The sequence below is a fragment of the Ruegeria sp. CH6 genome (genome assembly GCF_056537005.1).
Window position 1 is genome coordinate 293769 of record NZ_JBQFQS010000003.1, and the last position, 18054, is coordinate 311822.

17 protein-coding genes and 1 tRNA gene are annotated in these 18054 nt (G+C 53.6%); 4 read left to right on the top strand and 14 right to left on the bottom strand.

The window, feature by feature from the left end; translation table 11 throughout:
* The first annotated feature begins 41 nt into the window (after positions 1 to 41).
* The 3 genes from ACR0CW_RS10065 to ACR0CW_RS10075 all read left to right on the top strand — a co-directional run bounded on the left by ACR0CW_RS10065 (position 42) and on the right by ACR0CW_RS10075 (position 2357).
* Positions 42 to 118: transfer RNA gene (locus tag ACR0CW_RS10065), tRNA-Arg, on the top strand.
* Positions 119 to 922: 804 nt separating this feature from the next.
* On the top strand, positions 923 to 1693 hold the full coding sequence (locus ACR0CW_RS10070) for a hypothetical protein (protein WP_480787658.1): 771 nt from the start codon (positions 923 to 925) through the stop codon (positions 1691 to 1693).
* 253 nt (positions 1694 to 1946) lie between these two features.
* Positions 1947 to 2357, top strand: a complete 411-nt coding sequence (locus ACR0CW_RS10075) for a hypothetical protein (protein WP_480787659.1) — start codon at positions 1947 to 1949, stop codon at positions 2355 to 2357.
* A gap of 87 nt (positions 2358 to 2444) precedes the next feature.
* Here the strand turns inward: ACR0CW_RS10075 and ACR0CW_RS10080 are convergent, their stop codons facing one another.
* Together ACR0CW_RS10080 and ACR0CW_RS10085 are read right to left on the bottom strand one after the other, a co-directional pair.
* Positions 2445 to 2825 (bottom strand): MerR family DNA-binding protein, encoded by a 381-nt coding sequence (locus ACR0CW_RS10080; protein WP_480787660.1) that lies wholly within the window; start codon positions 2823 to 2825, stop codon positions 2445 to 2447.
* Positions 2728 to 3246 (bottom strand): hypothetical protein, encoded by a 519-nt coding sequence (locus tag ACR0CW_RS10085; RefSeq protein ID WP_480787808.1) that lies wholly within the window; start codon positions 3244 to 3246, stop codon positions 2728 to 2730. Before ACR0CW_RS10085 ends, ACR0CW_RS10080 begins: the two co-directional genes overlap by 98 nt.
* Positions 3247 to 3624: 378 nt before the next feature.
* Between ACR0CW_RS10085 and ACR0CW_RS10090 the strand changes: the two genes are divergently transcribed.
* Entirely contained in the window at positions 3625 to 3822 is a 198-nt protein-coding gene (locus ACR0CW_RS10090; RefSeq protein WP_480787661.1) for a hypothetical protein, read from the top strand.
* 221 nt (positions 3823 to 4043) lie between these two features.
* On the opposite strand, the gene ACR0CW_RS10095 is transcribed toward ACR0CW_RS10090, so the two are convergent.
* The 12 genes from ACR0CW_RS10095 to ACR0CW_RS10150 all read right to left on the bottom strand — a co-directional run bounded on the left by ACR0CW_RS10095 (position 4044) and on the right by ACR0CW_RS10150 (position 17669).
* A complete protein-coding gene (locus ACR0CW_RS10095; RefSeq protein WP_480787662.1) occupies positions 4044 to 5219 on the bottom strand; it encodes a MalY/PatB family protein in 1176 nt (391 codons plus the stop codon).
* The gene (locus ACR0CW_RS10100) at positions 5212 to 6222 is read right to left on the bottom strand and encodes a succinylglutamate desuccinylase/aspartoacylase family protein (protein ID WP_480787663.1); all 1011 of its coding nucleotides are present in this window, start codon (positions 6220 to 6222) and stop codon (positions 5212 to 5214) included. The genes ACR0CW_RS10095 and ACR0CW_RS10100 overlap by 8 nt, the downstream gene beginning before the upstream one ends.
* A 959-nt stretch (positions 6223 to 7181) precedes the next feature.
* Positions 7182 to 8336: a Gfo/Idh/MocA family protein gene (locus ACR0CW_RS10105; protein WP_480787664.1), complete on the bottom strand. Its 1155-nt coding sequence runs from the start codon at positions 8334 to 8336 to the stop codon at positions 7182 to 7184.
* Positions 8336 to 9391, bottom strand: coding sequence for a sugar phosphate isomerase/epimerase family protein (locus ACR0CW_RS10110; RefSeq protein ID WP_155150109.1), 1056 nt, complete (start codon positions 9389 to 9391; stop codon positions 8336 to 8338). The genes ACR0CW_RS10105 and ACR0CW_RS10110 overlap by 1 nt, the downstream gene beginning before the upstream one ends.
* A 27-nt stretch (positions 9392 to 9418) precedes the next feature.
* Positions 9419 to 10477: a LacI family DNA-binding transcriptional regulator gene (locus ACR0CW_RS10115; protein ID WP_480787665.1), complete on the bottom strand. Its 1059-nt coding sequence runs from the start codon at positions 10475 to 10477 to the stop codon at positions 9419 to 9421.
* Positions 10478 to 10484: 7 nt separating this feature from the next.
* A complete protein-coding gene (locus tag ACR0CW_RS10120) occupies positions 10485 to 12107 on the bottom strand; it encodes a dihydroxyacetone kinase subunit DhaK (protein WP_480787666.1) in 1623 nt (540 codons plus the stop codon).
* An 11-nt stretch (positions 12108 to 12118) separates the two neighbouring features.
* Positions 12119 to 13111: an ABC transporter ATP-binding protein gene (locus ACR0CW_RS10125; protein WP_480787667.1), complete on the bottom strand. Its 993-nt coding sequence runs from the start codon at positions 13109 to 13111 to the stop codon at positions 12119 to 12121.
* A complete protein-coding gene (locus ACR0CW_RS10130; protein ID WP_480787668.1) occupies positions 13104 to 14201 on the bottom strand; it encodes an ABC transporter ATP-binding protein in 1098 nt (365 codons plus the stop codon). The genes ACR0CW_RS10125 and ACR0CW_RS10130 overlap by 8 nt, the downstream gene beginning before the upstream one ends.
* Before the next feature lie 2 nt (positions 14202 to 14203).
* Positions 14204 to 14392 (bottom strand): hypothetical protein, encoded by a 189-nt coding sequence (locus ACR0CW_RS10135; protein WP_155150119.1) that lies wholly within the window; start codon positions 14390 to 14392, stop codon positions 14204 to 14206.
* Complete coding sequence (locus ACR0CW_RS10140) at positions 14389 to 15327, bottom strand: carbohydrate ABC transporter permease (RefSeq protein WP_170819496.1); 939 nt, start codon at positions 15325 to 15327, stop codon at positions 14389 to 14391. The genes ACR0CW_RS10135 and ACR0CW_RS10140 overlap by 4 nt, the downstream gene beginning before the upstream one ends.
* The gene (locus tag ACR0CW_RS10145; RefSeq protein WP_480787669.1) at positions 15324 to 16271 is read right to left on the bottom strand and encodes a carbohydrate ABC transporter permease; all 948 of its coding nucleotides are present in this window, start codon (positions 16269 to 16271) and stop codon (positions 15324 to 15326) included. The genes ACR0CW_RS10140 and ACR0CW_RS10145 overlap by 4 nt, the downstream gene beginning before the upstream one ends.
* A gap of 78 nt (positions 16272 to 16349) precedes the next feature.
* Entirely contained in the window at positions 16350 to 17669 is a 1320-nt protein-coding gene (locus ACR0CW_RS10150; RefSeq protein WP_480787670.1) for an ABC transporter substrate-binding protein, read from the bottom strand.
* Positions 17670 to 18054: the final 385 nt, after the last annotated feature.

Consider the following 18054-nt stretch of genomic DNA (forward strand, 5'->3'; position numbering starts at 1 on the left):
CACGTCCTCGGACCTAGGTCTAAATACCGCCTCACCAACGCGGACCGATAGCTCAGCTGGATAGAGTACTTGACTACGAATCAAGGGGTCGGGGGTTCGAATCCTCCTCGGTCCGCCACTGGTTTCCTGTTGAACGTCACACGAACCTGCCCCAACCGTCACAGTTGGACCAGAAACGGGGTGAACGTTCGACATCGGAAGGCGCCCCCAACGTTGGACATCAGTTGAATTTGACCTTTGGGTCATCAACTAACACACCGCCCCCATTTCATGTTCCCGCAGGCAGTTTGATTTGTTCTGACTTCCTCTTTGGAAAATCAGGGCTGATTTGCAGATCAGACAGCGAAGCTGCCTGTTCCTGCTGATCTGCCACGTGGCGAACGCGGGAGGGGGCGAGGCAACGCTATTCGACAGGGGTGGTGCGGCCCGCAGGCACAGCCGAGGACACGGTCCTGTCTAATGGGGTTGCACGAGGGGGAGGGCCGCGCCCTCACCCTGACGGCCAGAGGCCATTTGCGATTGGACCATTCTGTCGAACTGCAAAAAGTAACAGTCGGCCACCAAGCGGTCTTTCGCTGCAGGTGCAGCGCTAATCCTCAGTAACGGCGGCAATGCACAGGAAGCGGACTTTAAATCAAATATCCAGTGTTTTAGAACCTTGGACAGCAGCTATGCGGACATACCACCAATTCGGTGCATCTGCACAAGCGACCGCTTTGGGGTAGCTCATGTGGCTGACATTGGATATTGATTCATGATGTCTAACGTGTTTGCGCCCGATGAACCACCCAAACGCTGGCAAAGTGAATAGTCTCAGTGCCCATCGAGAGTTGCCGTCAAGAATTGGCCGCAAATCTTTGGTAACGTTTTTGAATCCCGTCCCATGACTCTAAGCAACCAAGATGCTTCGCGGTACCATTGTATGAAAGCTCTTCTGAAACCCTTGCTGTTGGCGGCGCTTGTCTTCAGCGCACAAGTCGCTTTGGCCACACCTCAAGCTGATGCAAACTACATCGCGCAGCGCAATTTGAGTCCAACCGTTCTAATTGACTTGAAGCGCATGCTTAAAGAGCCGTTTGTCCCGGTTTACTTTCGACCCCTATCAGAACTCGGGATCGAGATTGTTGATATGGATCGGTTCGTTGATCTGATCCCCGACGAAGAAATCGCACCCGTTCTTGACCACTATATGTCGGGAACTGCCAAAAAATACCTTTCGACCTATACACCTGAACAACTCGCGGCGATGGCTGCATTGCTGCGCGCGGATCCAGATACATCGATGCTAGAAATCCTATCGGAAGTATACCAACAAAAACTGACGGCGTCACTTGAACAAGCTGGTATTGAAGCAAAGCCATCTAGCTTGGACGATCCACGGGTGATTGCGTTGCAAGAATTGAGCGTGCAACTAAATGCCGTCAACGCGGATGATGACGTCACTTTTTTCCTTGACCCGGACACGGCAGCATCATCAATCGCGACCCTCTTGCTTTTTGACGGTTACGGGCGTGAAGTCGCTAAACTTCATCGGGAACCAAACAATCCCGTTACGATGGCCGCTATAGAAGAGGACGGTATCCTAAGGTTTGCAAACCCTGTGCAGCGGCAAACGCTGCTCCGACAGTTTTTGGTGTCGGAAGATACTGGCGGCGCACGATTTGTAAAACCACCCAGCAGGAACACGGACTGAACCACTACCGGCTGATACCGGTAGGATCAGCCGGTAGTGGTTCAGTGATAGGGGCCATTCGTTACCGGTGCAGCATCGGTCGCTATGGGCTCTTGGCCGCCGTTCACAGCGGATCGTTTTGACTAGCGGGAAGAGCCCAAATCTACCTCGACTTGAATGCATCCAACCAAGGCGCTCCGAGAGTGAGAAGATTGTGCCGGTGTCGTTTGGTGAGCTAGAGTTGTATAGTGGCGAGATACCAGAAGAGATGAGTATGGCTCCTTCAGTTAACGAATTAGTTGGCAGCAAGCTCTCAGATTATTATGTCGAGAAACATGAGCACCCGTCCGGAAGCAAAATGATTTCGGAGTTTCCCGTTAGAGTTTGGGTGGTGCCCGATGCAGAAGAAGACGCAGTCGAAATCTCTGTTGGTCCAGCAGGTTGCAGCATTGAAGTTGCGACCGGAAAACCTCATCCAGTGGACATGGCAGAGTATGGGCGGACGCTGATATTGCCGCAGTTTCTTGATGATGGCATCCGTACGCAAAGTGTTGTGAGAGCAAGCATCGAACCTTCTCGCCATGGCGAAATACTGGTGATGCAACTCTCAGATGGCTCTGAGCTGTCTTACGCATGCGATGGCGACGACGAACTTCGACCTTCGATTGACCAGTCGCAAATCTAAGGTATGACCGCTGTCTCAAATGGCAGCTTTGTCCGCAATGCGGACGTTTGGCACTTAGATACCGAGCGGTTTCGTTTAACAATAAACTCAGCGCAGATGTGTGATAAGAGCATCCTTAAGTAACGCTTGAAAACGGGGGCATTCTAAGTGAGAGGGCGCCGTACAAGCGGCGACGTGATCCAGAAGGTCCGCAGTTACCTGCAATTCGTGCGCCTGATTGCGCAAGTTGGTCGCCTGGCTCCGCAATTCGTTGCGACTGAGCTCCAGCTCTCCGCCCTGTGGGCGAAAGAGCGCTGCGGCGATCTGATCCAAGGAATAGCCAGCCCGCTGGCCCAACGCAATCAAGGCCAGCCTGGTCAGAACGCCATCGTCATATTGTCGGCGTAACCCCTGCCTGCCATCCGAAGCGATAATAGCCAGATTTTCTATCCAATCTACCGAAGAAGCTAATATTCCGCCCCTTCTCAAGACGAGGACACAGCTCTGGTGGAAGACTCAAGGTTTCACCGGCTAGGCGAACTTGAAGAGTCTTTCCAAGACAATCGTTTGGGACGTATTGGTTCCAAAGCGCGCGACCCGCATAGGCACTGGTAACACTGACCGGGATCAATATTGAAATCGCCAATGAGACCCGCGCCAATCTCATGACACTTCCCCATCCCGCGCCTACTAAAATTAATGCAATAGATGGAACAATAGTGAGCACATACCCTAGCCCAGCGTGATCACCAGTTGGTGAAATAGTCCATAAAAAAACAGCCGGGAGCGCCAATGCCATAAGAAGAAGTGGAGCACGGACCTTCCATCCAAAACGAAACGCCACTGCTGAAAGTAGGGCAACACCTGCCAAGACAAGGGAGAAAATTGTAGGGTCGTTGAGCGGGAACATAACAGGGCGCCTTTTCCCGCAAGTTGCCCGAGGAACATACGCTTTGCAACCGGTAGCCGAGGAACTCCCAGATAACTCGCCCCCGAAGCCCTAGACATTTCTGGAATAGCCGACATTGGTTGCATTGCACGAGGCGGCACCAATGGACTCATCGCGGAATTTCTCTGCAGTGGGTTCAGACAGGTGGTTTGAGCCCTTACCGGCCGTTCCCGGATGAATTGAGTATTGCGCATGCATTCATCAGAATGCGGCACTAAAGGGACATTCAGCGGAGTTCAACGAAAGGCGGGTGGGCGCAACAGAGTTGATCTACCTTAGTATGCCCAAACATCGCGAAAATAGGCTATGCTTTCCATCATCAGAAGACAGGAGATTGCCATGCTATACCCAATCGCGGAACTTGAAGCCGATAAACTCAATGCGGTTCGGGAACTTGAAAAAGAAATTGGAAGCCCGGTTGTGGCTCTTACCGCTGTTGAAACTGATACTGTGACGCTGCCAAAAGACCAGCTCGAGAAACTGCAGGCCTTGGAAGATAAACTTGACGTCGTTCTCGTTGCGGTGCGGCCTAACTAACTTACTTGATCACACTGTTTAGGCCACTGCGCTGGTTGCGCCTCGTAAAGCGGCCCTCTCTAATTGTTGGAATTGCCGGACCTCCAATGCCATCTTTGGAGTGCAGATACCGAGTGCCGGGAACCCGCGCATTCCGGATGTTCCAAATCCAGTGTCGGATGGCCGACAAGCGGACAAACCCGACCTTCACTACCTAAACCGCAGAAGCTTTTCTGGAAGAACTAACCAGCTGCTACAGCGCATTTGAGTTGAGCCAGCGCAGTTTTTAGCCTTGATCTTGGACACGCAATATTCAACCTGCCGAAACGCGAGCTTAGGCGGTCGAAAGACTCCCCTCGTGTGATCGACCAGCCGGCTTGGTTTCTCAGGAATGTGTCAAGATCTTCCGGGGCAAGCCCCAGACCGTTGAAATCGAGCCACAAAAGGAATGTCCCATCCGGTTCGATCAGGTCGACACCTGGTATGTCTTTCAGACATTTTCGGGTGAGATCTACGTTGGCCCACAGATACTCCAGCATCGACTCCAGCCATGGTTCACCAGAGGTATAGGCGGCCTCCATCGCCACGGATGCGAAGGCATTGTTCTTGTTGACTGTTAGTCGGCTATTGTGCGCTTGCAGTGCGCTGCGACGACCGTCATCCGGCACCACTGAAAAGGAAGAACAGCAAGATGCGATATTGAAACTCTTGGCTGGCGACAGACAAGTGACGGAGTTGGCGCCTGCCTCTTGCGAGATGCTGGCAAATGGCTTGTATTCGTGGCCCGGAAAGGTGATGTCGCAGTGAATTTCGTCGGACACGACGAATACATCATGCCTAGAGCAGATGTCGTTAACCTGTCGAAGTTCCTCTCTGGTCCAGACCCGCCCCACCGGGTTGTGTGGATTACACAAGAACAGCATTCGAATATCGGGTTGTGAGGCGAGATGCTCCAGCCCAGCGAAATCCATGCTGTATCGGCCCTGCTCCAACACTAGGGCGTTCTCTGCCACCATACGTTCATTTTCGGCGATTATGTCTGCAAAATCAAAAAATACCGGCGGCTGTATAATGATTCCGTCACCCGGCGCGGTGAAGCAATTGACCGCCATGGCGAGTGTGTTGAGCACATTGGGAGCGCGCAGGATGTGCTGTGGCTCGATTTTCCATTTGTGGCGACGCTCCATCCAGCTGATCAAAGCCGGGACCAACCCGCCCGGCACGGCTTCGTAGCCGAAAAGGTCGTGTTTCAGACGCCTTTCGATAGCAGCCGTGATACAGGGAGCGACACGGAAATCCATGTCGGCGACGCCTGCGGCAAAAAGATCCGCGCCATCGGGCCCCAGAACTGTGTGATGAAACTTGAGCGCTGGAACCTTACGCCTGTCGATAACCTCATCAAAATCAAAGTTAGGCATCTCGGACTGCGTCCTGCGCTATCTGATAAAGTGCATCGCCTCGGTTTGTCGGTGCCATTGCGCGCATCGCCAATACCACACCGCCAAAGGTGGATTGCACTTGCTCAGGTGCGCGTCCCGGAGTTTCCGGATGGTGAAGTTGTGCCACGATTTCACCCTCTGAAACGAGATCTCCGATACCTTTCAGCGGCTCGAACAAGCCTTCATCATAGGAGTAGATCACGCCCACGGCATTCAGCAGGCAAGTCCCTCTTGAGGCGTCTGGCACATAATCTGGCAACATCCCCAAAACGTTCAATATGCGGCGTAACCCACGTCGCGTGTAAGACAAAATCCCGGGCGTCACAGCGTTGCCACCGCCTAGCTCGGCCATAACGTTGATCACCCCCTTGCGATTGGCGGCTCCCATAACAGTTCGGGCCGTGCTGTTAGGTCCTCCACCTCCGGTAAACACCCATGCATAAGGCAAATCAAAGGCTTCTGTGAGTATCTGCAAGCCAGCCTCTTCCTGTGGGGTATGTCCAGGCCCGCGCAAAAGCGTGGCGGGATAAAGCAGTGACGACCCACCCGAGTGAAGATCTACGGCATAATCGGCAAGCGGAAGAATGACCTCTTCATGGTAATGGGCGATCATTTCGGAGGGTGACCCCACAGGATTGCCGGGATAAAGGCGGTTTAGATTACCGGAATCCAAAGGTGATATGCGTCGACCGTGCTTAGCTGCCGGCAAATTGACCATGGGCAACAGGATCAGACGACCGCGAATGTGTTCAGGTAACAACTCTGTGGCGAGTTCTGCTACAGCGACTTGCCCTTCGTACTCGTCGCCGTGAACGCCGGCCGACAAAACCAATGTCGGTCCCTCTCCGTTTCGGATAACTGTGATTGGCACTGGTAACCACCCGTAAGCCGAGTTGTCGACCGAGTGCGGCACGCGAAGATATCCGCTGTGCTTTCCTTCAGCGGCGAAATCAACATCAGAGGAAATCAGCGTTTCAGACATTCGTTCTCCCCTCTGCACTGTCACGGTTTTGTCGTTTCGAATCCAGTTAGAAATTTGGTGAGCCAAAGAACTGCGCAACAAGGCTGAGATCGAATTGCTGACCTACTACCGGGATTCCTCAGTGGAGGCTCAAACTGCGATACTCGACATAGCAAGGGCGGCCGCGAAGTCCGGCAAGGGCTGATTTGAGAAATTAGCCGCAGCGTTGACGTCAGGCTGCTATTCGTACTGGGTCAGAAATGCTTGACGTTTGGGTCAGAATTGAATGACGTGATTCACTTGTTTCTTCAGGTTTTGGCGGTCGATTGAGTCAGATATCAGTGACGTTCCACATTTCCTGTTGAACGTCACACGAACCTGAACCAACCGTCACAGTTGGACCAGAAAAGAAGTGAACGTTCGACATCAGAAGGCGCCCTCAACGTTGGACATCAGTTGAATTTGACCTTTGAGTCATCAACTAACACGCCGCCCGATTTCATACTCCCGCTGACATTTTGGTTTGATCTGATTTCCATATCGGAAAATCAGAGCTGATTTGTAGGTCAGACAGCGAAGCTGCCTGTTCTTGCTAATCTGCCACGTGGCGAACGCGGGAGGGGGTGAGGCAACGCTATTCGTCAAGAGGGTGCGGGCCGCAGGCGCAGCCGAAGGCAAGGCCCTGTCTAAAAGGGTTGCCCGAGGGGGAGGATCGCCCCTCACCCTGACGGCCAGGGGCGTTTGACTTGTCTAAATCCCGCTGGTCCACGAAGGGAAAGTGAGAGGAAGAAGGCCCGCCGCCATTTGCGATTGTACAGTTCTGCCAAACTGCAAAAAGCAATAGGGCCACATAGCTGCCGGTCAGAGACGTTCGTGGTTTGTCGTTCCGGAGTGTTCATCTATAGGTTGGGTGCGCTTCGATTTTTGGCAGATACCCGTGCTGCCTTCCAAGAATTCTGCCTTATGCCCACAACCAGATTTTAAGTTAAGCTGACCCAAGCCGCATTCCTTGAAGAGCTTTGCACGCATGCCGCCACAAACTTAACACCATTGAGCCCGTCATGAACCGTTGGATAAACAACGGACGCGTCAGGTGAAATCCCATTTCGGAAAGCTTGGATCGCCTCAGCGGCCTCTCCATAGATATTGGCGAAACCTTCAAGATATCCCTCTGGATGGCCCGGAGGGACTCTACTCAACCGATTGGCAGCATCGCCAGCTCCAGCTCCATTTCGGGTGATCAGCCGCTTGGGTTCATTGTATGGCGCGAACCAAAGGTAATTGGGATCTTCCTGAGACCACTCCAACCCACCTTTCTCACCATAGACGCGCAAACGAAGTGCGTTTTCATTGCCGGGGGCCACCTGAGACGACCACAGCATACCGCGCGCTTCACCTTCGAATCGAAGCAAAACGTGCGCGTTGTCATCGACTTTGCGCCCCGGCACAAAGGCCTGCAAGTCCGCCGCCAGGCTTTCCGCCTTCAGCCCGGTTACAAAGCAAGCGAGGTTGTAAGCATGAGTCCCGATGTCACCGGTTGATCCACCCGCGCCCGAGCGTTCGGGATCGGTTCGCCACTCAGCCTGTTTGAAATCCTGCTGCTCGGTCAGCCAGTCCTGGGGGTATTCAACCTGAACCACGCGGATCTTGCCGATATCTCCGTTAGCGACCATTTCACGCGCCTGCCGAACCATCGGATAGCCCGTGTAATTGTGGGTCAAAATGAATAGGGCATTCGCGCTTTCTGCTGCTTTGACCAGTTTTTTTGCATCGGCAAGGGTCGAGGTGAGTGGCTTGTCACAAATTACATGAATACCGCGTTTCAGGAACTCACGTGCGGCTGCATAGTGAACGTGATTTGGCGTGACAATTGAGACCGCCTCGATCCCAGATTTCAGCCGGGCCTCCCTGATCGCCATTTGTTTGAAATCTCCATAGACCCGTTCGAGCCCCAACGCCTGACCACTTTCAAGAGATTTCTCTGGCGTCGAAGACAAAGCACCGGCAACCAATTCAAACTTGTCGTCCAGTCGAGCCGCTATTCGATGAACGCCACCTATGAAGGCGTCGTTCCCGCCGCCAACCATGCCAAGTCGAATGCGGCCTGAGGTTCCTTCATTGCGTCCTGTGACCATCATTCAATCCCCAGCATTTTACGATTGGCTGCTTCGTCTGCGCCACCATCAGCGAAATCATCAAAGGCTTTCTCGGTCACACGGATAATGTGATCTGACACAAACTGAGCGCCTTCACGCGCTCCATCCTCGGGGTGTTTGAGGCAGCATTCCCATTCGACAACTGCCCAACCATCAAAGTCATTCGCCGCCATTTTTGAAAAGACCGCCCCGAAATCCACCTGGCCATCACCAAGCGACCGGAAGCGCCCGGCACGATCGACCCAGCTTTGATACCCGGAATAAACACCCTGCCGGCCGGTCGGATTAAACTCGGCATCTTTGACATGGAACATCCGGATCCGATCTTTGTAGATGTCGATATTGTCCAGATAGTCGAGGCATTGCAGCACGTAGTGCGACGGGTCGTACAACATGCAAGCGCGTGGGTGATTGCCTGTCCGTTCAAGAAACATCTCGTACGTCACGCCGTCGTGGAGGTCCTCACCTGGGTGAATTTCGTAACAGACGTCAACGCCGCAGTCTTCGGCGTGATCCAGTATTGGCACCCAACGACGAGCAAGCTCCTCGAATGCCGTTTCGATCAAACCAGCAGGGCGCTGCGGCCAAGGATAGACATAGGGCCATGCCAATGCGCCAGAGAATGTCGCATGCGCTGTAATACCCAAGTTTTTCGAAGCAGATAGCGCTTTTTTAACTTGGTCTACCGCCCATTCTTGCCGGGCTTTCGGGTTTCCTCTGACGCTTTCGGCTGCAAAACCATCAAACGCACTGTCATAGGCCGGATGAACGGCCACAAGTTGGCCCTGAAGGTGGGTTGAAAGTTCAGTGACTTCGACCCCATTTTCCTTGGCTTTGCCTTTGAAGTCATCGCAATAACTGGCGCTGGATGCGGCTTGTTCCAGGTCGAACAACCGGCCATCCCAACTAGGAACCTGAACGCCCTTGTATCCACAGTCAGCCGCCCATTTAGTGATCGCGTCCCACGAATTGAACGGCGCTTCGTCCCCCGCGAATTGCGCAAGAAACAAAGCTGGACCTTTGATTGTTTTCATAAAATTTCCTCCCCAAAACCTGAGCCTCTATGGCGGTAAATTTTCCTTCAGATAGATGTCGATACGGATGCGTTCCTGGGCTTTGTTGAATGGCACTTTGTCCGAAGTTGCACGCAGCAGACGGACGGCTGAACGAACAATGTGCCCAGTGTCTTGCGAGATTAGCGCGTCAAATGTACCGAGCGTAAGCGCCTCACGACTAAGCGGTGTAAGCTCATGCGCTATGATCACCAGATCTTTGCTGAGCTTGTTTTCTGAAAGAAATTGAATCAGTCCTGCATTGCCTGCGGCGGAGGAATAAATTCCAACCAGATCCGGGTAGGTTTCAAAGATCTCGGGCATCATCTTGTAAATCAGATCCGGGTCATCCCGGCCCTCGACAGACGCTACGACTTCGAGGTTCGGAAATTCCTCAGCCACAACAAGGTCAAAGCCTTGACGACGCTCCAGGTGGTCACGCGCCAAACGGGATCCTGTAAGAACCAAGACCTTGCCTTCGCGATGGACAAATCTTCCCATCAGCTGAGCGGCGGTTCGTCCTGCCGAAACGTTATCAATTCCGACAAAGTGGTCTCGCTCAGAACTTGGCAAGTCAGACACCAAGGCAACAACCGGAACGCCTTTGTCCCTGAGCCTTTTTACGGCGTCGCGGACAGAAGGCGTTTCGGGCCCGAAAACGGCGACTCCGTCAATATCCAAACTGTCGACAGCATCCAGAATGTTGACGATATCTTGCGGCTCGAATGGAGCGACTTTCTTAATCGCAATGCGGGTCCGCTCGATGAATTGGTCACGGGATTGTTCTGCGATCTGACTGCTGATTGCCTCAACAAACTCGTTGTCTGTGTCTGGTAAAACAAAGAGGAAATTGTAGACGCGGTTTCGCGCCAGGTTGGCTGCGGCGGTATCGCGCACATAGCCCAGTTCTTCAATCGCCTTTTGTACTTTCTGTACAGTCACCGCCCGCACGCCGGGGCGTCTGTTCAAGACCCGATCAACGGTCGCCAGGCTGACACCCGCCACGCGCGCGATGTCATTGACGGTTGGCTTTTTCACCAATTCTAGTTTTTGTTTTTGATCTTCCACGTGTTCTTCAGCCCTCAATCTCCCGTGCCAAGCCTTCAAACAACAAAGCAACAGCTTCAGCGCCGGGATCGTTATGTCCAACTAGGTTCTCTTCGGGAACATAGGCCGCGCGGCCCGCCTTCGCACGACGAATATTCGCGGTGTTGTTCGCGCCTTCGCGGGCAGCTTCGGCGGCATGCGTCAGACCAGATGGTAGTGCGGCAAGTGCTGGTGCCAGGGCGTCAATCATTGTCCTGTCACCGACCTTGGCACCCCCAACCTGGCTGACCCTATTCAGACCTTCGATCAAGGATTTCGGGACAGACGCGCCGCTCGCACAGGCATCTCCGGCTGCGTTGAAGAAAATTGCGAGTATCACGCCAGAAGAACCCCCCATTGTTTGGCTTAACTCATTCCCTAATGCCGGAAACAGTTGTGTCAGATCAGCGAGCGGCATTCGGTCGAGGCTACCTTGCAATGCTCTTGCGGCCGTCGCCAATGTGCTTCCTGTATCACCATCTCCGGATTTCGCGTCCAGCTCGTTCAGGTTCTTCTCAGCGTTGATGAGCAGTTCAGACAACCGGGTGATCGTTTCCCTTGTGGCGGGATTGTTTGAAGGAATTGGATCGATAGGAGTCAGGCCGTCAGGCAAAGGTGCGACTTTTATTGGATCGATAGAATTGACACCGGGCCAAGCCGCCAGATCAACAGGCGCTTTAAGCGCCGATAAATCGTCGTGATCTACAGGCAGAATAGAAACAGAAAACCCATGCATATCCAGCGATGTCATCATTGGAGCCGGGCCTATGATGTGATGGGCAATACCAGTTTCGGACAAGGCATGCGTGAGGACAGCCATTTCCAACGGCGTTGTAGAACCCAGGTTGTTGACCAACGCCACACAATCCCCGGACCCCACCCGTTGTTTCAGCTTCTCCACAACTGTGGACATGGCCGATACAGCATTTGAGAATTCGACTTGCTGTACACCGGGCTCGCCATGAATACCCAAGCCGAGCTCCGCTTTGCCGGGGGCGATCCGGTCCTCTTTTGGAGATCCCGGAACGGTACAGGTGTCCAGGCTCATACCGATGCTGACGACCTTGGCTATGGTGCGTCTTGCTGCGGCGGTGACGGTGTCCAAGTCAGCACTGCCTTCAGCAAGCGCCCCGGCGATTTTGTGTACGAACAACGTGCCGGCTACGCCACGTGGTTGCGGAAGGTCGGGCAGGGCGATGTCATCGTCGACGACGACCATCTCTACCTTGCGACCCAATGCACGGGCGCGTTCAGCTGCTAGTCCAAAGTTTAGCCGGTCACCTGTGTAATTCTTGACGATCAGCAGGCACCCAGCCTCACCCGTAACCGCAAGAATGCCCGCCAATACTGCCTCTACCGATGGGGAAGCAAACACTTCTCCGCAGACCGCTGCTGTCAGCATACCGGCGCCAACGAAACCTGCATGGGCGGGTTCGTGGCCAGACCCACCACCGGAAACCAAGGCAACTTTCGACTTGTCCCAATCTGACCGGTAAACAACCTTGATATGCGGGTAGCCGTCCAATCGGGTGAGCTGACCGCCGGAAGAGGCCAGAAGGCCGTCTATCGCCTCTGTAACCAGAGTTTCTTTTGTGTTGAGGAACTGGGCCATGCTTTTGCTCCTTAATTCACTCGCGCGCCGGACGCGTCAAAATACAAGGGGTTGTGTGGGCGGATTTTTATAATTTTTCCAGATGGATAGTCTTGATGGACATCAATCAAGGTCACAACCGGGTGACCGTTTAAGTCCAGATGCAACCGCGTTTGATCCCCAAGATGTTCAGCGCGTATCACACGCGCTTCACTGCCTTCGCCTTCAATGATGTTTTCCGGGCGCAGGCCAATCTGCGGGCCTTTGTGATCGCCTCCGAACAACTCGGACGGCAAGATGTTGATCCGCGGCAGACCCAACCGGCTGGCTACGTAAACACTGCCCGGGTTTTCATAAATGTCCCGGGGTGTTCCGTACTGCACCAACCGGCCGTTTTCCAAAACCCCGATATGCGTCGCCATTGTCATGGCTTCGACCTGATCATGGGTCACGTAGAGCAAGGTTGACCCCAGATCGGCCTGAATCCTTTTCAACTCGACACGCAAATCCGCCCGAAGCTTGGCGTCCAAAGAACTGAGCGGTTCATCCATCAGGAAGATTTGGGGATCACGCACCAGCGCTCGTCCAATTGAAACCCGCTGCATTTCGCCGCCAGACAATTCAGTGGCTTTGTTGTCCAGTTTGTGCGGGATCTGGAGGATCTCAGCGACTTCGTTTACCTTCTTTGTGATCTCATCCTCTGGTGTTTTCAGGATCGGCGACCGCAGAGGGAAAGACAGGTTCTCCCGCACTGTCATATGCGGGTACAGCGAGTATTGCTGGAAGACCATTGCTACATCGCGCTGAGCGGGAGTGTCTATTCCAACGTCACGCCCGGCAATGCGCACTGTTCCTGAATCCAGTTTCTCAAGCCCTGAAATCAACCTCAGTGTGGTTGTTTTTCCCGCACCAGTCGGACCCAACAACACCACAAAGGCACCGTTGGGGATCGTCATTGAGATATCATCCACCGCTGTGACGTTGCCGAAAGACTTCGAGATATTCTCCAAAACGACTTCAGCCATTGTTTAGCACCTCGTCGTTCAAAGCGGACCTCAATGCGCGCCCGTTAGATTTTTCAAACAGAGTTACTGCGGGTGAGCGAAACTCCAATCCTACTGTCTCACCGGGACTGACGACTTCGCGTGCATCAATCCGGGCTTTCAGTTCTCCGTTCGGGCTTTGCAACGTCACGATCTGAGTGGTTCCCAGATATTCCGCTGCCAGAACCTTAGCCCGGTATGCGCTCGCATCCGACAGAAAAACATGCTCGGGGCGAACGCCGAAAACCAATTCACCTTCGGCCCCTTCCATCAGCTTGGGCACGGCTTCGTCATGGCCGTTCAGTCGGACCATTTCCGAGCCGGGTTCGACCTTTCCCTGAAACGGCAGGAAGTTCATCGAAGGAGACCCAATAAAATCCGCCACGAACATCGTAGCCGGTTTGTCGTAGATTTCCTGAGGTGTGCCGAATTGCTCGATCACAGCGTTGTTCATCACCACGATCTTGTCGCCCATTTGCATGGCTTCTAACTGATCGTGTGTAACGTAAACGGTGGTTGCGCCCATGCGATCATGAAGCGCGCGCAGTTCTTCGGCCATGTGCTCACGAAATTCGGCATCCAGGGCACCAAGAGGTTCGTCCATCATGAACGCCTTGGGTTCGCGAACAATCGCGCGTCCAAGCGCTACACGCTGTCTGTCGCCGCCTGAAAGCCCACCTACTGGGCTATCCAGTATGTCGTTTATCCCTAGAATTCCGGCGACTTCCTCGACCTTGGCTTTTACGGCGGGGCGCGGCATACCCTGCGAAATTAGCGGGTAGCTGATGTTCTTGCGCACGTTCATGTGGGGATACAGCGCGAACATCTGGAACACGAAGGCAATGTCCCGCTCTGATGGGGGTCGCTGACTGATCTCTTCGCCGTCCAGGTAGATTTCGCCCGACGTTGGAAGTTCCAATCCTGCGATCATCCGCAGCGTCGTCGTCTTTCCGCAGCCGGATGGCCCGAGCAGCATGAAAAACTCACCATCCTCGATCGTGAACGAGCTTTCGCGGACGGCCGTGAAATCGCCGAACATTTTCTTTACGTTTTTGACTACGATCTGGGCCATTTCTACTCCGGGAAATGGCTGACGATGATGAACATGACGGTTCCGATCAGCGTGACGATGAAAGAATAGGTGAAGGCCCAAAGGACAAAGGGCTGCATCAGCATAAAGACACCCAGTGCGATGAGGATGGTTGCCACCATCTCCCATGGGCCGCGGCGGAGCCGTAGTAATCCGGTAAGAAATTCGCTCATTTGCGCACGGCTCCGAATGTGATCCCGCGCAGCAAGTGTTTGCGCATCAGGATGGTGAAAATCATGACGGGGATGAGGAAGATCGTGGCACCTGCCGCCACAGCAGGCCAGTCCAGGCCGCCGATCCCGATGATGGTTGGAATGAAGGGTGGTGCGGTCTGCGCATTCGCAGACGTCAGCAGCACCGCAAACGCGTATTCATTCCAGGCGAAGATCAGGCAGAAGATCGCAGTTGACGCGATGCCCGTGGCAGCTTGGGGCAGCACCACTTTGTAGAAGGCCTGAAACCTCGTGTAGCCATCAATGAGGGCGGCCTCTTCGTACTCTCGTGGGATTTCGTCGATGAAACCTTTTAGCAACCAGACCGCTAGGGAAATATTCACACCCGTATACAGCAGGATCATTCCCAGATGTGTGTCGCTGAGACCAAGGTTTCTGAACATCAAGAAGATTGGGATGGCGACGGCGACCGGCGGCATCATCCTTGTACTGAGGATGAAGAACAGTAGATCGTCTTTTAGCGGTACTTTAAACCTGCTGAACGCATAGGCGGCCAGCGTACCAAGGAAGATACTCAGGAACGTTGAGCCAAATCCGATGATAACCGAATTCATAAAGCGCTCACCGAACTTTGATGGCCCGACAATCACCATGTCGTATTCGCGCACGATCTCATCGGCCCAGTTCTGCGGTGGGTTCGCTTCCAGAAACTCCTGCGTCTGCCGCGTGCGTGTGGTGAAGAGATTTACATACCCTTCAAGCGTGGGGTCAAAGACCACTTTGGGCGGGTAGCTGATCGCATCGGCCGGGGACTTGAAGCCTGTCAATAAAATCCAAACCAGCGGGATCATCGTGATCAGCGCATAGGTGATAACCAAGAAACCTGCGATCCACTTGGACCGGTTCGAAGGTTCAGTGACGGAAAAACTGCTCATCTCTGTTTCACCTTGTTCAGGGCTTTGACGTAGATCGACGCAAGGCCGAATACGGTGACGAATAGGATGATCGCGTAGGCTGACGCATAGCCCGTCCGCCACTTTTCAAAAGCCTCCCGCTTGAGATTGATTGAAGTGAGTTCCGTTACAGAGCCGGGTCCTCCGCCGGTTAGCTGAACCACTAGGTCGAACATCTTGAAGTTCTCGATCCCTCGAAACAGCACAGCGAGCATCAGGAACGGCAGCACCATCGGAATGGTAATCGTAAAGAACTGCCGCAGCTTGCTGGCCCTGTCGATTTCGGCGGCCTCGTAGATATAGTCGGGAATGCTGCGCAGACCGGCCAGACAGATCAGCATCACGAAGGGGGTCCACATCCAGGTGTCGACAATCACGATCGCCCACGGGGCCAAAGTCACGGATCCCAGCATTTCAAAGCTCGATGGGTCCTTGCCGGTAAACCAGGACACGACGTAGTTAAACAGGCCGATTTGAGGCTGATATAGGAACTTCCAGAAGTTCCCGACGACTGCAGGAGACAGCATCATCGGCAGCACGATGATCGTTGTCCAAAGATCGTTGCCCTTGAACTTCTTGTTGATCAGCCACGCTAGCGTGAACCCGATCAGGACCTGGAAAAAGATCGTCCAGAATAGGAAATGAGCCGTTGCCTGCATATTCAGCCAGGTGTCCGAGTCTGTCAGGATACGCTCGTAGTTCCTGAGCCCGACATCTTTGACTTCACGCCCGATCCGGTTGGCCTTGTAGTTGGTAAAGCTCAGTTGGATGGTCCAAATCAACGGAAAGATGTTGATCGCCAGCAATAGAAAAATCGTTGGGGAGATGAATATCCAGGCGATCGCGCGGTCGGATAACCCTCGGATTTTTCGCGCAACTCGCTCGGGCGTTGCCTGCGCAACGCGATCTACGGTCCTGTCAGACATCTCTTTGCCAGTTCTTTTGGTTTCGGACTCACGGGTGAAGGTGGAGCGGGATTGCACCCGCTCCTGCCTGTGTCCGGACTACAGCTTGCCTTCGTCTTCGAAGACTTCCGTCCAATCTTCGATCAGCAGATCAAGCGCTTCTTGAGCTGTGCCTTGGTCGGCAACCACGTAGTCGTGGATGCGCTTCTGCATTGCCAGCAGCAGTTCCGCATAGGCAGGCTCTTGCCAGAAATCCTGTACTCCAGCCATTGCTTCCAGAAAGTCACCGGCAAACGGTTGGCTGTCTATGAAACCAGGATCTTCCAGCACCGAGTTATGTGCAGAATAACCTCCAAGTTCCCACCATTTGGCCTGAACTTCCGGCTGTGCAAACCACTTAATGTACTCAAGTGCGGCGTCCTGTTTGTCGGAATAGCTGACGACAGAAATACCTTGTCCGCCGAGTGTCGAGCCTGGCTGATTTTGTGGTGGGTTCACGAAGAAGTCGATCTTGTCGCCGCCAGTATTGGGGTCGGCATATAGACCAGGGAAGAACGCAAACCAGTTCATAGCCATGGCGACCTGACCGGATTTAAAGGCATCCAAGCTCTCACCCATGTAGGAATTGGTATATCCAGGAGGCGTCGCCGTTTTGTAGAATTCTTTATAGAACTCCAGAGCCTCAACCGCTTCCGGTGAGTTTACGGCGCCTTCCATGTCATATGAGCCCGGGGTGTTTTCGTATTTGAAGCCCCAAGGATACAGTGCTCCGGTCACACCCATGGTGATCCCTTCCGAGCCGCGCTCGGTAAAGATTGCTGCCCCATAGACGGTCTTGCCGTCGATCTCACGACCTTGGAAGAACTGCGCGATCTGCAACAACTCTTTCTGAGACTGCGGTTCACGTAGGTCCTGACCAGTCGCCTCTTTGTATGCAGCTTGAATTTCGGGGTTTTCAAACCAGTCCTTGCGATAGAACCAGCCATTCGCATCGCCCATCGCAGGCAGCGCGTAGTAATTTGGTGTGCCCTTGGGCCAAGTCGAATAAGCGTAGACCGTGGCCGGCGCGAAATCGTCCATGCTGATGCCTTCAGCATCGAAGAAGTCGTTCAGCTGGACATAGTGGCCGTTTTCGGCGCCACCGCCGATCCATTGGCTGTCACCGATCAACAGGTCGCAGAGCTTACCCCCAGAGTTCAATTCATTCAGCATCCGGTCCGCAAAATTTGGCCAGGGAACAAATTCGAAGTTCATCGAGTGGCCAGACTCTGCTTCGAATTCCTTTGATAGCTCGACAAGCGCATTGGCCGGGTCCCATGCAGCCCAACAGAGCGTCAGATCTTCAGCATTTGCCTTGGTAGAAAGAGTAGTAGCGGCAAGGACTATTGCGCTGGCCGAGGCCAGTTTTGTGTAAGTCAACCATTCCTCCCTTTTTTGCGCCGTCAATCGAGGATGTGCGAATCGCGGCATACATCCAAGGCTATTTGAGGTACGCACCTCAAGTCCAGATATTTTTGAGGTTCGTACCTCAAGGGTCCGAAAGAGATCGCCAATTTTGTCTCTTAGTTATTGATTCTTAGAGAAATTGTTCTTTGAATCTGATGTGTATGTATTTTCGGCAGCGAGGTATTGAATGGTCATATCGACTTAAATGGGCGCAGCCGTCATGCGGCCGACAGGTTCAGTGAACCAGCTTCTGAAGCGCTCAAAAATTATTTGGTCGATACCTTTGAGAATTCGAGATAGCGTCAAACAGCGCGGACAACTTGGGGCCGTGCATAGTTCTTTTTGGTCGGGTGCAAAC

What these genes read in the sequence shown, in the direction of transcription:
- ACR0CW_RS10105 (WP_480787664.1), bottom strand. Translation starts at nt 8,336, where the DNA reads ATGGTCACAGGACGCAATGAAGGAACCTCAGGCCGCATTCGACTTGGC.
- ACR0CW_RS10095 (WP_480787662.1), bottom strand. Translation starts at nt 5,219, where the DNA reads ATGCCTAACTTTGATTTTGATGAGGTTATCGACAGGCGTAAGGTTCCA.
- ACR0CW_RS10110 (WP_155150109.1), bottom strand. Translation starts at nt 9,391, where the DNA reads ATGAAAACAATCAAAGGTCCAGCTTTGTTTCTTGCGCAATTCGCGGGG.
- ACR0CW_RS10145 (WP_480787669.1), bottom strand. Translation starts at nt 16,271, where the DNA reads ATGTCTGACAGGACCGTAGATCGCGTTGCGCAGGCAACGCCCGAGCGA.
- ACR0CW_RS10120 (WP_480787666.1), bottom strand. Translation starts at nt 12,107, where the DNA reads ATGGCCCAGTTCCTCAACACAAAAGAAACTCTGGTTACAGAGGCGATA.
- ACR0CW_RS10135 (WP_155150119.1), bottom strand. Translation starts at nt 14,392, where the DNA reads ATGAGCGAATTTCTTACCGGATTACTACGGCTCCGCCGCGGCCCATGG.
- ACR0CW_RS10100 (WP_480787663.1), bottom strand. Translation starts at nt 6,222, where the DNA reads ATGTCTGAAACGCTGATTTCCTCTGATGTTGATTTCGCCGCTGAAGGA.
- ACR0CW_RS10090 (WP_480787661.1), top strand. Translation starts at nt 3,625, where the DNA reads ATGCTATACCCAATCGCGGAACTTGAAGCCGATAAACTCAATGCGGTT.
- ACR0CW_RS10125 (WP_480787667.1), bottom strand. Translation starts at nt 13,111, where the DNA reads ATGGCTGAAGTCGTTTTGGAGAATATCTCGAAGTCTTTCGGCAACGTC.
- ACR0CW_RS10130 (WP_480787668.1), bottom strand. Translation starts at nt 14,201, where the DNA reads ATGGCCCAGATCGTAGTCAAAAACGTAAAGAAAATGTTCGGCGATTTC.
- ACR0CW_RS10085 (WP_480787808.1), bottom strand. Translation starts at nt 3,246, where the DNA reads ATGTTCCCGCTCAACGACCCTACAATTTTCTCCCTTGTCTTGGCAGGT.
- ACR0CW_RS10070 (WP_480787658.1), top strand. Translation starts at nt 923, where the DNA reads ATGAAAGCTCTTCTGAAACCCTTGCTGTTGGCGGCGCTTGTCTTCAGC.
- ACR0CW_RS10075 (WP_480787659.1), top strand. Translation starts at nt 1,947, where the DNA reads ATGGCTCCTTCAGTTAACGAATTAGTTGGCAGCAAGCTCTCAGATTAT.
- ACR0CW_RS10140 (WP_170819496.1), bottom strand. Translation starts at nt 15,327, where the DNA reads ATGAGCAGTTTTTCCGTCACTGAACCTTCGAACCGGTCCAAGTGGATC.